The sequence below is a fragment of the Streptomyces sp. NPDC055254 genome (genome assembly GCF_053606025.1).
Genome location: NZ_JBSGQV010000008.1, coordinates 75171 through 89551 on the forward strand (window position 1 = coordinate 75171; position 14381 = coordinate 89551).

The window sequence follows — 14381 nt, forward strand, 5'->3', positions numbered from 1 at the left end:
TTGCTCTGTGTGACTTCACCGTACGCGACCGGGGTGGTACCGACCAGGGTCGTCGGGCCGCTCCTGGGGGAGCCACGGGTTAAGGTCTGTTCGACAGACACAGGAAGGCTTTCGAGTTGATCTACGGCGCAATGAAGTTCTCCATCGGCGGTTCCTTGAAGCTCGCCTTCAGGCCGTGGGTGGAGGGCCTCGAAAACATTCCCGCGGAGGGGCCGGCGATCCTCGCGAGCAACCACCTGTCCTTCTCGGACTCCTTCTTCCTCCCGGCGGTGCTGGACCGGAAGGTCACCTTCATCGCGAAGGCGGAGTACTTCACCTCCCCGGGGGTCAAGGGCAAGCTGACGGCCGCCTTCTTCAAGGGCGTCGGCCAGCTCCCGGTGGACCGCTCCGGTGCCCGCGGGGCCGGCGAGGCCGCCGTCAAGAGCGGCATCGGGGTCATCGAGCGCGGGGAGCTGTTCGGCATCTACCCCGAGGGGACCCGTTCACCCGACGGCCGGCTCTACCGGGGCAAGCCCGGCGGCCTGGCGCGGGTGGCCCTGGCCACCGGCGCACCGGTGATCCCCGTGGCGATGATCGACACGGAGAAGATCCAGCCGCCCGGCAAGGTGGTCCCCAAGCTGATGCGACCGGGCATCCGGATCGGCAAGCCGCTCGACTTCAGCCGCTACCACGGCATGGACGGCGACCGCTTCATCCTCCGCTCGGTGACCGACGAGGTCATGTACGAGATCATGAAGCTCTCCGGCCAGGAGTACGTCGACATCTACGCGACGGCGGCCAAGCGCCAGATCGCCGACGCGGAGAAGGCCGAGAAGGCCGCCAGGGGCGAGAAGGCCGACCAGGCCGACAAGGGCGAGAAGAACGCCGAGTAGCGCGGGCGGAACCGCCCGCCGGGGGTGGGGGAGATGGCGAAGCGCGAGCGCGTCGTACGCATGTCGGTGGAGCAGCCGCTCTGGCGTGCCCTGACGGCCTACCGGCTGCTCACCATGGTCTACGCGGTGCTGCTCTTCGCCTCCGCGTACAAGGACTTCCAGCGCCCGTGGCTCGCGGCCGGCTACCTGGCCGTCCTCGCGGTCTGGACGCTGGCCACCCGGCCCAAGGTGGCGAACGCGGCGAACTGCACCCGCCGCTTCCTCGTCGCCGACCTCACCGTCGCGATCGTCGGCATCCTCCTCACCCCCTTCGCCGACCACGTCGAGCGGATCGCCGCAGGGGGGCCGACCCTCCCGACCATCTGGACGGCGGGCTCGGTCCTCGCCTTCGCCATCAAGGGCGGCTGGCGGTGGGCCTGCTTCGCGTCCACCTTCGTGGCCGTGGCCAACATCGTCGTCCACGGCGGCGAGCCCACCGGGGACACCCTGCACAACGTCCTGCTCGTCTGGGTCGCCTCCGTCGCCATCGGCTACGTGGTAGAGGTCGCCCGCGCCAGTGAGGCCACCCTCGCCCGCGCCCTGGAGATCGAGGCCGCGACCCGCGAGCGGGAGCGCCTCGCCCGGGACATCCACGACGGGGTCCTCCAGGTCCTGGCCATGGTCCAGCGGCGCGGCGCCGAGCTGGGCGGCGAGGCCGAGGAGCTCGGCCGGATGGCGGGGGAGCAGGAGGTGGCACTGCGCACCCTGGTCTCCTCCGGGCTGGTGCACCCCTCCCGGATCTCCCGCGACGAGTCGCGGGGCGCGCTGGTGGACGCGTACGAGGTGGACGAACCCGGCGCCGACGACGGCGAGCTGGACCTGCGGACGCTGCTCGCCCCGCACGCCGGGTCGAGGGTGACCTTCGCCGAGCCGGGGACCCCGGTGCCGCTGCCGGTGCCCGCGGCGAGGGAGCTGGCCGCGGCGGTCGGCGCGGCCCTCGACAACGTGCGCCGGCACGCCGGCACGGACGCCCGGGCCTGGATCCTGGTGGAGGACTGGGGCGACGAGGTGATCGTGACGGTCCGGGACGACGGCCCGGGCATCCCGGCCGGCCGGCTCGACCAGGCCGAGGGCGAGGGGCGGATGGGGGTGGCCCTGTCCATCCGCGGCCGCCTGCGCGACCTGGGCGGCACCGCGGAGCTGGTGTCCGTCCCCGGGCAGGGCACCGAAGTGGAACTGAAAGTACCCAGGGGGAGGACGGACAACCGATGAGCGAACGGACCGAGTTGAACCGCACGGACGAACTGAGCGAGATCAAGGTGATGGTCGTCGACGACCATCCGATGTGGCGGGACGCGGTCGCCCGCGACCTGGCCGCCGCGGGCTTCGCCGTGGTGGCCACCGCCGGCGACGGCCCCGAGGCCGTGCGCCGGGCCCGCGCCGTCACCCCCCACGTCCTGGTCCTCGACCTCAACCTGCCCGGCATGCCCGGCGTGCAGGTCTGCAAGGAGCTGGTCGGCGCCCACCCGGCGCTGCGGGTCCTGGTGCTGTCGGCCAGCGGTGAGCACGCGGACGTCCTGGAGGCGGTCAAGTCCGGCGCCACCGGCTACCTGCTGAAGTCGGCGGGCGCGCAGGAGCTGATCGACGCCGTCCGCCGCACGGCGGCCGGCGACCCGGTCTTCACCCCGGGCCTGGCCGGGCTCGTGCTCGGCGAGTACCGCCGGCTGGCGAGCGACCCGGCGCCGACCGCCTCCGACGAGCCGAAGGCGCCTCAACTGACCGACCGGGAGACCGAGGTGCTGCGGCTGGTGGCCAAGGGGCTCTCGTACAAGCAGATCGCGGAGCGGCTGGTCATCTCCCACCGCACGGTGCAGAACCATGTCCAGAACACCCTCGGCAAACTCCAGCTGCACAACCGGGTCGAGCTCGTCCGCTACGCCATAGAGCGAGGGCTCGACGACGCGTAGCCGCGCGTCGATCGTACTTTCGCCCCGTCCGAGTGAACGCGCGTACGCAACGCCCCGCAATTCCACCGGAATCGCACCCTCCAAACCTCTTCCTGTGACCTGGGTCACCACTAGCGTGACCGTCATGGCAAAGGGAAGTGACATGAAGGTCGGAGTGCTGACCGGCGGCGGCGACTGCCCCGGGCTCAACGCGGTGATCCGCGCCGTGGTCCGCAAGGGCGAGCAGGAGTACGGCTACCGGTTCATCGGATTCAAGGACGGCTGGCGCGGAGCCGTCGAGGGGGACACCGTCCCCCTCGACATCTCCGCCGTGCGCGGCATCCTGCCCCGGGGCGGGACCGTCCTCGGCTCCTCGCGCACCAACCCGTTCAAGACGGAGGACGGGGTGCGGGGCATCAAGGACAACCTCGCCAAGTACGAGGTGGACGCGCTCGTCGCGATCGGCGGCGAGGACACCCTCGGGGTCGCCGCCCGGCTGTACGAGGAGTACGGCATCCCCTGCGTCGGCGTGCCGAAGACCATCGACAACGACCTGTCGGCGACCGACTACACCTTCGGTTTCGACACCGCCGTCGGCATCGCGACCGAGGCCATCGACCGGCTGCACACCACCGCCGAGTCCCACATGCGGGTCCTGGTCGTCGAGGTGATGGGCCGGCACGCCGGCTGGATCGCCCTGCACTCGGGCCTCGCGGGCGGCGCCAACGTCATCCTGATCCCGGAGCAGCGCTTCGACCTGGACCAGGTGTGCGCCTGGGTCACCTCCCGGTTCAAGGCCAGCTACGCGCCCATCGTGGTCGTCGCCGAGGGCGCGATGCCCAAGGACGGGGAGATGGTCCTCAAGGACGCCACCACGGACTCCTTCGGCCACGTCCGGCTCTCGGGCGTGGGCGAGTGGCTGGCCAAGGAGATCGAGGCGCGCACCGGCAAGGAGGCCCGCACGACCGTGCTCGGGCACATCCAGCGGGGCGGGACGCCCAGCGCGTTCGACCGCTGGCTGGCGACCCGCTTCGGACTGCACGCCATCGACGCGGTGCGCGACGGGGACTTCGGCACGATGGTCGCCCTCCAGGGGACGGACATCGTCCGGGTGCCGATCGCCGAGGCCACGGCGAAGCTGAAGACGGTGGACCCGGCGCTGTACCGGGAGGTCGGCGTCTTCTTCGGCTGAGCCGCCGGGCACGTGCGGACCATGGGTCGTATCGTGACGAACGGCCCATGGTGTGACGTGTTCGAGGTACGGGAGCAAGCATGGAGATCCTTGCGTTCGGCGTGACCGCCGACGAGAAGCCGCTCCTGGAGCGCGCCTTCGCCGGCCGGCAGGAGGTCCGCTGCCTCGACGTCTTCCTCTCCGGCGACACCGCGCCCATCGCGGCCGGGTACGAGATCATCTCCACCAGCGTGAACGCCGACCTCAACGGCCGGGTGCTGCGGACCCTGGCGGCGGGCGGGACGAGGATGATCGCCCAGCGCTCCACCGGCTTCAACAACATCGACCTCGACGCGGCCCGGCGGCTCGGCATGACCGTATGCCGGGTCTCGTACTACTCGCCCTACTCGGTGGCCGAGTTCGCCTGGACGCTGGCGCTGGCCGTGAACCGGCGGATCGTCCGCGCCTCCATCCGGACCCGCGACTTCGACTTCCGGCTGAACGGGCTGATGGGGCGGGACATGCGCGGCCGCACGGCCGGCGTGCTCGGCACCGGGAAGATCGGCGCGGCCTTCACGCGGATCGCCCACGGCTTCGGGATGAACCTGCTGGGCTGGGACGCGGTGCAGAACCCGGCCTGTGTCGAACTCGGCATGAAGTACGTGGACAAGGACGAGCTGCTCGCCTCCTCGGACCTGATCAGCCTGCACGTGCCGCTGCTGGAGTCCACCCACCACATCATCGACGCGGCGGCGCTGCGCGCGATGCGCGACGACGCGATCCTGGTGAACACCAGCCGGGGCGGGCTGATCGACACGGAGGCCCTGGTGACGGAACTGCGCGCGGGGCGCTTCGCGGGCGTGGGCCTGGACGTCTACGAGGCGGAGGCCGGGCTCTTCTTCCTGGACAAGTCTCTGGAGGCCGTGGAGGACGACACCCTGGCCCGGCTGGTCACCTTCCCGAACGTCGTGGTCACCTCGCACCAGGCCTACTACACGGGCGACGCGGTGGGCCAGATCATCGACACCACCGTCGCCAACGTCGCGGACTACCTGGCGGGCCGCCGCTCGGAGAACACCCTGGTCCCGGACGCCCCCTGACCGGGGACCCGCCCCGGCGGGGGCCCCTCCCGGCCAGGGACCCCTCCCGGCCGGCCCTACGCCCGGACCGCCACCCCCGCCAGCAGCTCCCGCAGCAGTTCCGCGCCCCGCAGGGTCAGCACCGACTCCGGGTGGAACTGGACCCCCGCGAAGCCCGCTGAGGCCGAGCGCAGGGCGTGGACCTCGCCCGTGGCGGGGTCCCGGGAGACCTCCACTCCGGCCGCGGCGAGCCGGTCGGCGGCGGCCCCGTCGCAGTGCGAGGCGTACGTGTTGTAGAAGCCGACCACCTCCTCGGCCCCGAACAGGTCGATCCGGGTCTGCGCGCCCTGCGCGGGCTCCGCCTTGCGGACCAGGGGCAGGCCCAGCTCGGCCGCCAGCAGCTCGTGGCCCAGGCAGACCCCGAGCAGGCCGTACCGGTGGCCCGCCAGCAGGTCCGTCGCCAGGCCGCGCAGCATCCGCATCTTCGGGTCGGCCGCGTCCGCCGGGTCCCCCGGGCCCGGGCCCAGGACGACCGGGCCCTCCCAGGCCAGGGCCGCCGCCCGCAGCCCCGGCTCGTCGTAGCGGCGTACGGTCACCTCCGACCCGGCCACCCGCAGGACGTGGGCCAGCATCGCGGTGAAGGTGTCCTCGGCGTCCACCACCAGCGCGTGGCCGGTGATCCCGGCCGGCCGCTCCTGCATCCGCAACCAGAACGGCGCCAGGTCGGCGCGCCGGGACTCCAGCGCCGCCCGCACCCGGGGGTCGTCCGCCAGCCGGGCCCCCGCGAAGGCGGGGCGGGGGGCGGCCGCCCGCACGCCGAGCGCGGCCAGTACCCCGGCCGCCTTCGCATGGGTCTCCGCGACCTCGCCCGCCGGGTCGGAGTGCCGCACCAGCGTCGCGCCGACGGGGACGCGCAGGGTGCCGTCGGCCGCGATGTCGGCGGTGCGGATCAGGATGGGGGAGTCCAGCGTCTGGGCGCCGGCCGCGTCCCGGCCCAACAGGGCCAGTGCCCCCGCGTAGTAGCCGCGGCCGCCGCTCTCGTACCGCTGGATCACCCGGCAGGCGTTCTGCACCGGCGAGCCGGTCACCGTCGCCGCGAACATCGTCTCCCGCAGCACCTCCCGCACGTCCAGCGAGGAGCGCCCGCGCAGCTCGTACTCGGTGTGCGCCAGGTGGGCCATCTCCTTGAGCCGGGGTCCGACGACCACCCCGCCCCTGTCGCCGACCGTGCACATCATCTTGAGTTCCTCGTCGACCACCATCGACAGTTCCTCGGTCTCCTTGCGGTCGCCGAGGAAGGCGAGCAGGGACTCGGCCGTCGGGCCGGTGGCCGGATAGCGGTAGGTCCCGCTGATCGGGTTCATCACGACCGTGCCGCCGGACATCCGGACGTGCACCTCGGGGCTGGCGCCGACCAGCGTGCGCCCGCCCGTGTGCACGACGTACGTCCAGTAGGCGCCGCGCTCGCCCAGCAGCAGCCGGCGGAACAGTGCGAGGGCGTCTGCCCGCCCGAAGCCGTCGATCCGCCCCTCGTAGGTGCGCCGGACGACGAAGTTCGCGCCCTCGCCGCGGCCGATCTCCTCGCGGATCACCTGCTCGACGGTCGCCGCGTAGGCGGCGTCGGGCACGTCGAAGCCGCCCTCCGAGACGTGCACGTCGTGGCGCGGCAGCTCGGCCAGGGCCCGGTCGAGCGGGATCTCGTACACCTCGGCGGCGGCCAGCACGCTCAGCGGGGTGCCGTCGTCGCGCACGTCGAAGCCGCGTTCGCGGATCTGCCGGAAGGGGACGAGGGCGAGGGTGGGCAGGTCCCGGACGGGCAGCTCGGCGAGGCGCTCGGCCTCGTGCACCTCGCCGACCAGCACCTCGACGGTGTCGTGGTCGCGGCCGGGGGTCCGCCGGCGCAGCAGGGCGAAGGGCGGGCAGGAGTCGTCGAGCAGCCGGGCGAGCACCGAGGGCGCGGGCGCCGGGGGTGCGGGAGTGGGCGCGGGCTGTGGCGTGGGCATGGGCGGGACGTCCTTCCGGTGGGAGGGGCGGCCCGCGTCCGCGAAACGCGGAAGGCCGCCCCTCGGGGCGGCCTTCGCGTCGTTCGAGTCTCAGGTACGCGCGAGAAGTGGGCCGCCGGGAGCGGTCCACCACCAGTTCTGGTTCGCGTGCGCGTACATGCGGGGCACTTTAGCCCAGCGGGGGCTCCGGGACGCGATGACGGACATCCGTCTCACTTCGTGAGCATCGGGCTGGACAGGACGCGTGACGCCGTAGTGTGTATGGGGTGACCGTGAACGCTGAAACCCAAGCCCCCGCCGCCAAGGCGACCTGGCGAGACCTTCCCGCGGCGCAGCAGCCTTCGTACCCCGATGCCGAGGCTCTGCGCGCTGCCGTCGCGGACCTCGAATCGTATCCTCCGCTCGTCTTCGCGGGTGAGTGCGACCAGCTGCGCGCCCGTCTGGGAGCCGTCGCCAAGGGCGAGGCGTTCCTGCTCCAGGGCGGTGACTGCGCCGAGGCCTTCGACGCCGTGTCCGCCGAACACATCCGCGCCAAGCTGAAGACGCTGCTCCAGATGAGCGCCGTCCTGACGTACGCCGCCTCCGTGCCCGTGGTCAAGGTCGGCCGCATCGCCGGTCAGTACTCCAAGCCGCGCTCCAAGGACACCGAGACCCGCGACGGCGTGACCCTGCCGACCTACCGCGGCGACTCCGTCAACGGCTTCGCCTTCACCGAAGAGGCCCGGATTCCGGACCCCGAGCGGCTCAAGCGCATGTACCACGCGTCGGCCTCGACGCTGAACCTGGTGCGCGCCTTCACCACCGGTGGCTACGCGGACCTGCGCCAGGTGCACGCCTGGAACCAGGACTTCGTGAAGTCCTCCCCGTCCGGGCAGCGCTACGAGCAGCTCGCGCGGGAGATCGACAACGCGCTGAACTTCATGAAGGCGTGCGGCACCGACCCGGCCGAGTTCAAGGCCGTCGAGTTCTACGCCTCGCACGAGGCCCTGCTGCTCGACTACGAGGGCGCGCTGACCCGCACCGACTCGCGCACCGGCAAGCTGTACGACACCTCCGGCCACATGGTCTGGATCGGTGAGCGCACCCGCCAGCTGGACCACGCGCACATCGAGTTCTGCTCGCAGATCGCCAACCCGATCGGCATCAAGCTCGGCCCCACCACCTCGGTGGACGAGGCGCTGACGTACATCGACCGGCTGGACCCCGACCGCGACCCGGGCCGGCTGACCTTCGTCGTCCGCATGGGCGCCGACAAGGTCCGCGACAAGCTCCCCGAGCTGGTCGAGAAGGTCACCGCGTCCGGCGCGATCGTCGCCTGGGTCACCGACCCGATGCACGGCAACACCTTCGAGGCGGCCTCCGGCCACAAGACGCGCCGCTTCGACGACGTGCTCGACGAGGTCAAGGGCTTCTTCGAGGTCCACAAGGCCCTCGGCACCCATCCGGGCGGCATCCACGTCGAGCTCACCGGTGACGACGTCACCGAGTGCGTGGGCGGCGGCGACGAGATCTTCGTCGACGACCTGCACCAGCGCTACGAGACGGCTTGCGACCCGCGGCTCAACCGCAGCCAGTCCCTGGACCTGGCGTTCCTGGTCGCCGAGATGTACCGCGACCAGTGAGCGAGTGATCTCCGGCGTGTAGCTTCCTACGACGGTGGGGCGCGGATCGATGTGATCCGCGCCCCACCGTCGTATCCGGGTCTTTTAGGGAACCCTAAGTTTGGGTAGGGTTAGGTAAGCCTCACCGAATAGGGGATGGCCCGCCAGACCGTTCCGCCCAGGGAGGTGAACCGCGTGTACGTCTGCTCTTGCTTCGGGATCACCGACGAGCAGGTCAAGCACCACGCGGCCGCCGGGGCCTGCACCCCGCGGCAGATCGCCTCGGCCACGAAGGCCGGCACCGACTGCGGCTCCTGCGTGCGGACCATCCAGGGCATTCTCGGCCGTGGCGCGTGCCCGCGCCGCGAGCTGCTGGAGAAGGGCAGCGCCGCCGCCGTACCGGCCTCCGGCGCGGAGCTGGCGTCCGCCCCCGCGCCGCGGCTCGCGGAAGCCGCCTAGGACCCGCCGCCGGCGGGTCGTCGCCGGGTGGGCCTCAGGTCGAGCGCGGGGACCGGGTCAGCTCGGCTGCTCGATCAGCTGCGCGATGTAGAGGGGCTCGCCCAGGGACTCGATGAGCTCCAGCTGGGTGTCGAGGTAGTCGATGTGGTGCTCCTCGTCCTCCAGGATCTCCTCGAAGAGGCGCGCGGAGGTGATGTCGCCCTTGCCGCGCATGACCTCGATGCCGCGCTTGAGGCGGTCGATCGCCTCGACCTCGACCTGGCGGTCCGCCTGGAACATCTCCGTGAGCGTCTGCCCGACGCGCACGTGGAAGAGCCGCTGGTAGTTCGGCAGGCCGTCGAGCATCAGGATGCGCTCGGTGATCTTGTCCGCGTGCTTCATCTCGTCGATGGACTCTTCACGCGTGTACTTGGCGAGCTTGGTCCAGCCCTTGTTGTCCTGGATGCGGTAGTGCAGCCAGTACTGGTTGATGGCCGTCAGCTCACCGGTCAGCTGCTCGTTCAGAAACTCAAGGACCTCGGGGTCGCCCTGCATCGCAGAGGCTCCTTCCAGGCAATGTCAGCTATGTGACGGGGCAGTTGCGCGCATCCTCGCACTGCCACCGGAGGCCGTCCAGTAAGTGCCTCCTTAGTGTGAGTTGCCGCGACTTGCCCGAAATCGGCGCAGACCTGGTCATGACCACCCTGCGCGGTCTGTCACCATGGAGTCATGGGTCAGCCGGAAAGCCGGGAATCTCCGGGAGCAGAGCAGTCGGAGCTTCCACCGGGACAGCGGTTGCAGCGGGGCTGGCCGGTCACCCACTACGGCCCCGTACCCAAGTTCAAGCCCGACCGCTGGGAGTTCCGCGTCTTCGGCGCGACGGCCGACGGGGACAAGCACTGCTGGAACCACGAGGAGTTCGCGGCGCTGCCGTTCGACTCGGTGGTGGCGGACCTGCACTGCGTGACGAAGTTCAGCATGCAGGGCGCCGAATGGGGTGGCGTGCTCGCCCGTACCGTCCTTGCCCTGGCCCCGCCGGCTCCCCAGGTCACGCACGTGATGGTGTGGGCCGAGTACGGATTCAGCTCCAACATGCGGCTGGCCGACTTCGCCTCCGAGCGGACCGTCTTCGCCACCCACCAGGGCGGTGAACTGCTCACCGCGGAGCACGGGTTCCCGCTGCGGCTGGTGGTCCCGCACCTGTACGCCTGGAAGGGCCCCAAGTGGGTGCGCGGCGTCGAGTACATGACCGCCGACCGCCGGGGCTTCTGGGAGGAGCGCGGCTACCACAACATCGGCGACCCCTGGCGCGAGCAGCGCTACTCGTACCAGGAGGAGCCGGGCGAGGGTCCCGAGATCTAGTGCCGGGCGCCCGGTCGATCGCGACCGCGCCCCGCCCGGTCCTGCTCAGTGGCGGTACTGGTGCACCACCGCGTGACCCCTGCCGCGGCCGATCAGCCACTTGTTGACCGGGGTCGTGATCACGAAGGCCGCCGCGAAGGCGATCGCCAGGACGATCCAGAACAGTGGCGCCGACAGGTGCGCGTCCATCGCGCCCGGCCACAGGGCGATGACCGCGTTGTCGATGATCTCCATGACGGTGATCGAGAGGGTGTCGGCCGCCAGGGCCACCCGGACGGCGGTACGCAGGCCCACTCCCGCCGCGAGGACCGCGCGCAGGGTGAAGGCGTAGCCGAAGAAGAAGGCGAGGACGATCGCCAGGACCATCGTCTCGACGTTCCCCCAGCCGAGTGCCGTGCCGATGACCATGCCGAGCACTTCGCCGATGGCGCACCCGGTGAGGCAGTGCAAGGTGGCCCGGGCGGCCTCGCCCCAGCCGACCCGGCCCCCGGCGGATGCGCGCTCGTGCTCGTGCGTCTGCTGATGCTCCATGACGACCCCCAGCGGGAATCCCGGGTGTACGACCCTACGGCTCTGCCGATCTACCGCAACCGTATACCCCCCAGAGGTATTCCCCAAGGCGGCTCGGGATCAGGGCGCGCCGCGCAGCTCCTTGAGCAGCGCCACGTCCGCCGCGTGCCCCTCCCTGCCGCCGGGCGTCTCGATGATCAGCGGTACGCCCTCCGTCGCGGGGTGCGTGAACAACTCGGCGAAGGCCTCCCGGCCGATGTGGCCCTGCCCGATGTTGGCGTGGCGGTCCTTGTGCGCGCCTACCCCCTCCTTGGAGTCGTTCGCATGGATCAGCTTCAACCGCCCCTCGCCCACCGTGTCCACCAGCAGGTCCAGCGTCACCTTCGCCCCGCCCGGCTCCGCCAGATCGTGTCCGGCCGCGAAGATGTGGCACGTGTCCAGGCAGACGCCGAGTTTCGGGTGGTGGTCGAGCGCCTCGAAGTACGGTGCGAATTCCCAGGTCCGCGAGCACAGCGAAGAGCCTTGACCAGCCGTGGACTCCAGCAGCAGGAACGGGTCGTCGTCGTGCACGAGCTCGTCCAGCAGCGGCAGCACGTGCTCCCTGATCTGCGCGTACGCCGCCTCGCGGGGTCGGCCCCCGGTGGCCGACCCGGTGTGGACGACCACCCCGAGCGCGCCGATCTCCCGGCCCCGGCGCAGGGAGTGCCGCAGGGACTCCACCGACTTCTCCACGGTCGCCTCGGTGTGCGAGCCGAAGTTGATCAGGTACGGGGCGTGCACGTAGGCGGGGACGGACCGGTCCGCGCACCGCGCGCGGAACAGCTCGTCCTGAGCCGGGTTGCCGGTCGGGGTGGCCCAGCCGCGCGGATTGGCGACGAAGACCTGAACGGCCTCGGCGTCCATCTCCCGCGCGTAGGACAGCCCGACCGAGGCGAGCCCGCCGGCGACGGGGACGTGCCCGCCCACGGGATTGCGTACGGCGGCCGCGGACAGCTCGGCGCGCCCGTCGTCCCGGTCCACCTCGTGCCGCTCGTGCTCCACGCGCTTCTACAGTCCCTTGGTCCTGAGGGTGATCGTGCTGCCCTCGGGTGCGTTCTGGCCGCCGGCCACCGACTGGGCCTCCACGGTGTTGCTGAAGGAGAGGAACGGGCGCTCCACCCTCACCTTGAAGCCCGAGGTCTCCAGCGCCTTGCGGGCCGCGTCCACGTCCTGGCCCCTCACGTCGGGGACGGGCAGCTGGCGGGGCCCCTTGGAGAGGGTCAGCGTGACGGTGTCCCCGGCGGCGGCCTGGGTGCCGGCGCCGACCGACTGGTTGGCGACCGTACCGGCCGGGGAGGGGGCGTTGACCTGCTCGGCGGCCGTGGCCACCTTCAGGCCCAGGCCCACCAGTGCCGACCGGGCCTGCTCGAAGGCGACCCCGGCCACGTTCGGGACGGGGATCGGGCGGCCCTTGCTGACGACGAGCGCGACGGCGCTGTCGGGCGCCCGCTTCTCGCCGCCCACCGGGTCGGAGCCGATCACCGAGCCCTGCGCGATGTCCTGGCTGAAGGCCTGCGTGACCACGCCGGGAGCCAGTCCGGCCTTCGTCAGCTCCGCCTTGGCCTCCTCCAGCGGGCGGCCCTTGAGGTTGGGCACGGCCACGACCTCGGGACCCCGGGAGATGGTGATCGTCACCGCCCCGTTGCCGCGGATCCGCTTGCCGCCCGCGGGGTCGGTGTTCATCACCGTCCCGCGGTCGAAGGCGTCGCTGAACTTCCGCTCGACGCGCTTGACGCCGAGGCCGGCGGCCGACAGCTGGGACTTGGCCTGCTCCTCGGTCTTGCCGAGCAGGTTGGGGACCTTGGTGAACTGGCCCGAGTTGATGTACCAGACGCCCGTACCGAGCCCCAGGGCGAGCAGCACACCGGCGACGACCAGCAGGGTTCCGCGCCGGGGAGCCCGCCCTCGGTCCACGGGCCGGTCCGCGGGGGGCGCCGGCGGCAGCTCCAGCCGGGAGGTGTGGTGCACGGGCTGCTGCGGGGCCACCGGGCGCGGGATCACGCCGGTCCGGTCCTCCGAGGCCGTCCGGTCCCCGGCGCTGGCCTGCGGCGGTACGGCGTCCAGCTCGGTGTCGCTGAGCCGGGCCCGGGCCTCGCGGGTCAGGCCGAGCAGGGCGGCGGCGTCGGCGGGCCGCAGCTGCGGGTCGCGGGCGGTGGCGCCCCGGGCCAGCGCGTCCAGACCGGCCGGGAGGCCGGGAACGAGGGCCGACGGGGGCGGAACGTCCTCGTGGAGGTGCTGGTAGAGGACCTGGGCGGGGCTGCCGCCGGTGTGCGGCTTGGAGCCGGTGAGCATCTCGTAGAGGACGACGCCGCAGGCGTAGACGTCCACGCGGGTGTCGGTGACGCCGTTCTCGATCTGCTCGGGTGCCAGGTACGAGACGGTGCCGAGGACCGAGCCGGTGGTCTGGGTGACCGAGTCCACGGAGCGGACCAGCCCGAAGTCGGCCACCTTCACGCGGCCGTCGTCGCCGATCAGGACGTTCTCGGGCTTCATGTCGCGGTGCACGAAACCGGCCCGGTGCGCGGCGCCGAGGGCGGCGAGGACCGGTTCGAAAATGTCCAGGGCGGCCCGGGGCCGGAGCGCGCCGCGCTCGCGGAGCACGTCGCGCAGGGTGCAGCCGGAGACGTACTCCATGGCGAGGTAGGTGTACGGCCCGTCCGTGCCCTGGTCGAAGACGGCGACGACGTTGGGGTGGGCGAGGCGGGCCACGGACTTGGCCTCGCGGATGAACCGGTCGACGAAGGCGCCGTCGGCGGCGAGGGCCGGGTGCATCACCTTCAGCGCGAGGACGCGGTCGAGGCGGGTGTCGAGGGCCCGGTAGACCGTGGCCATGCCGCCGGCCGCGATGCGGGCGTCGACGCGGTAGCGGCCGTCGAGCACGCGCCCGACGAGGGGGTCTTCCAGGGTCGTATCCACCCGCCGATTCTACGAGGGCCGCGGGCCGGGCCGGCCGGCCCGGGGCCCCTTGCAGCGCAGCTGTGACGTCCGCCCCACCCCTGGGCTCCGCCGGACCCGCACGCATACCGTCCCGCCACGGGGCTGACCGATCGGGGCTCGGCCCCGGACCCCGCGCCTCAAACGCCGGCGGGGCTGACCGATCGGGGCTCAGCCCCGGTCCCCGCGCCTCAAAACGCCGGCGGGGCTGGATGGTCGGGGCTCGGCCCCGGACCCCGCGCCTCAAACGCCGGCGGGGCTGGGTGTGCCGGCCGGGGCTGGATGTGCCCGCCGGGGCTGGATGGGCCGGCCGGGCCGGGTTGCCCGGAGGGCGACCTCAGCCTCGCCGGCGTTTGAGGCGCGGGCGCGGAGCGCCGTAGGGGGTCCGGGGCGAAGCCCCCGGGGGCGGGGCCGCGGACGCGACTCCAGCCCCGCCGGCGTTTGAGG

At 72.0% G+C, this 14381-nt stretch carries 13 protein-coding genes; 8 read left to right on the forward strand and 5 right to left on the reverse strand.

Annotated elements, in window-relative coordinates; translation table 11 throughout:
• Positions 1–131: 131 nt before the first annotated feature.
• The 5 genes from ACWFQ8_RS11225 (at position 132) to ACWFQ8_RS11245 (ending at position 5068) form a co-directional block, all read left to right on the forward strand.
• A complete protein-coding gene (locus tag ACWFQ8_RS11225) occupies positions 132–872 on the forward strand; it encodes a lysophospholipid acyltransferase family protein (RefSeq protein WP_453786046.1) in 741 nt (246 codons plus the stop codon).
• A 33-nt stretch (positions 873–905) separates the two neighbouring features.
• Positions 906–2123, forward strand: a complete 1218-nt coding sequence (gene macS / locus ACWFQ8_RS11230; RefSeq protein ID WP_453785922.1) for a MacS family sensor histidine kinase — start codon at positions 906–908, stop codon at positions 2121–2123.
• Positions 2120–2818, forward strand: a complete 699-nt coding sequence (locus tag ACWFQ8_RS11235) for a response regulator (protein ID WP_453785923.1) — start codon at positions 2120–2122, stop codon at positions 2816–2818. The genes macS and ACWFQ8_RS11235 overlap by 4 nt, the downstream gene beginning before the upstream one ends.
• A gap of 142 nt (positions 2819–2960) precedes the next feature.
• Positions 2961–3989: a 6-phosphofructokinase gene (locus tag ACWFQ8_RS11240; protein WP_453786047.1), complete on the forward strand. Its 1029-nt coding sequence runs from the start codon at positions 2961–2963 to the stop codon at positions 3987–3989.
• 80 nt (positions 3990–4069) lie between these two features.
• Positions 4070–5068: a 2-hydroxyacid dehydrogenase gene (locus tag ACWFQ8_RS11245; protein WP_453785924.1), complete on the forward strand. Its 999-nt coding sequence runs from the start codon at positions 4070–4072 to the stop codon at positions 5066–5068.
• A gap of 56 nt (positions 5069–5124) precedes the next feature.
• Here the strand turns inward: ACWFQ8_RS11245 and ACWFQ8_RS11250 are convergent, their stop codons facing one another.
• Positions 5125–7050, reverse strand: coding sequence for an anthranilate synthase family protein (locus tag ACWFQ8_RS11250; RefSeq protein WP_453785925.1), 1926 nt, complete (start codon positions 7048–7050; stop codon positions 5125–5127).
• A gap of 257 nt (positions 7051–7307) precedes the next feature.
• Here ACWFQ8_RS11250 and ACWFQ8_RS11255 point away from each other — a divergent pair, with 257 nt between their 5' ends.
• Positions 7308–8672 (forward strand): class II 3-deoxy-7-phosphoheptulonate synthase, encoded by a 1365-nt coding sequence (locus ACWFQ8_RS11255; protein WP_453785926.1) that lies wholly within the window; start codon positions 7308–7310, stop codon positions 8670–8672.
• A 165-nt stretch (positions 8673–8837) separates the two neighbouring features.
• The gene (locus ACWFQ8_RS11260) at positions 8838–9110 is read left to right on the forward strand and encodes a (2Fe-2S)-binding protein (RefSeq protein WP_453786048.1); all 273 of its coding nucleotides are present in this window, start codon (positions 8838–8840) and stop codon (positions 9108–9110) included.
• Between the two features lie 57 nt (positions 9111–9167).
• Here ACWFQ8_RS11260 and bfr read toward each other — a convergent pair whose 3' ends face one another.
• Complete coding sequence (gene bfr / locus ACWFQ8_RS11265) at positions 9168–9644, reverse strand: bacterioferritin (protein ID WP_030010525.1); 477 nt, start codon at positions 9642–9644, stop codon at positions 9168–9170.
• 174 nt (positions 9645–9818) lie between these two features.
• On the opposite strand from bfr, the gene ACWFQ8_RS11270 reads away from it, so the two are divergent.
• Positions 9819–10451, forward strand: coding sequence for a sulfite oxidase-like oxidoreductase (locus ACWFQ8_RS11270; protein ID WP_453785927.1), 633 nt, complete (start codon positions 9819–9821; stop codon positions 10449–10451).
• A 45-nt stretch (positions 10452–10496) separates the two neighbouring features.
• Here ACWFQ8_RS11270 and ACWFQ8_RS11275 read toward each other — a convergent pair whose 3' ends face one another.
• The 3 genes from ACWFQ8_RS11275 to pknB form a co-directional block, all read right to left on the reverse strand.
• Positions 10497–10982 carry a DUF4396 domain-containing protein gene (locus ACWFQ8_RS11275; protein ID WP_453785928.1) on the reverse strand — a complete coding sequence of 162 codons (486 nt, stop codon included), beginning with the start codon at positions 10980–10982 and terminating at the stop codon, positions 10497–10499.
• 99 nt (positions 10983–11081) lie between these two features.
• On the reverse strand, positions 11082–11954 hold the full coding sequence (locus ACWFQ8_RS11280; RefSeq protein WP_453786049.1) for a deoxyribonuclease IV: 873 nt from the start codon (positions 11952–11954) through the stop codon (positions 11082–11084).
• A gap of 54 nt (positions 11955–12008) precedes the next feature.
• A complete protein-coding gene (gene pknB, locus ACWFQ8_RS11285; protein WP_453785929.1) occupies positions 12009–13916 on the reverse strand; it encodes a Stk1 family PASTA domain-containing Ser/Thr kinase in 1908 nt (635 codons plus the stop codon).
• Positions 13917–14381: the final 465 nt, after the last annotated feature.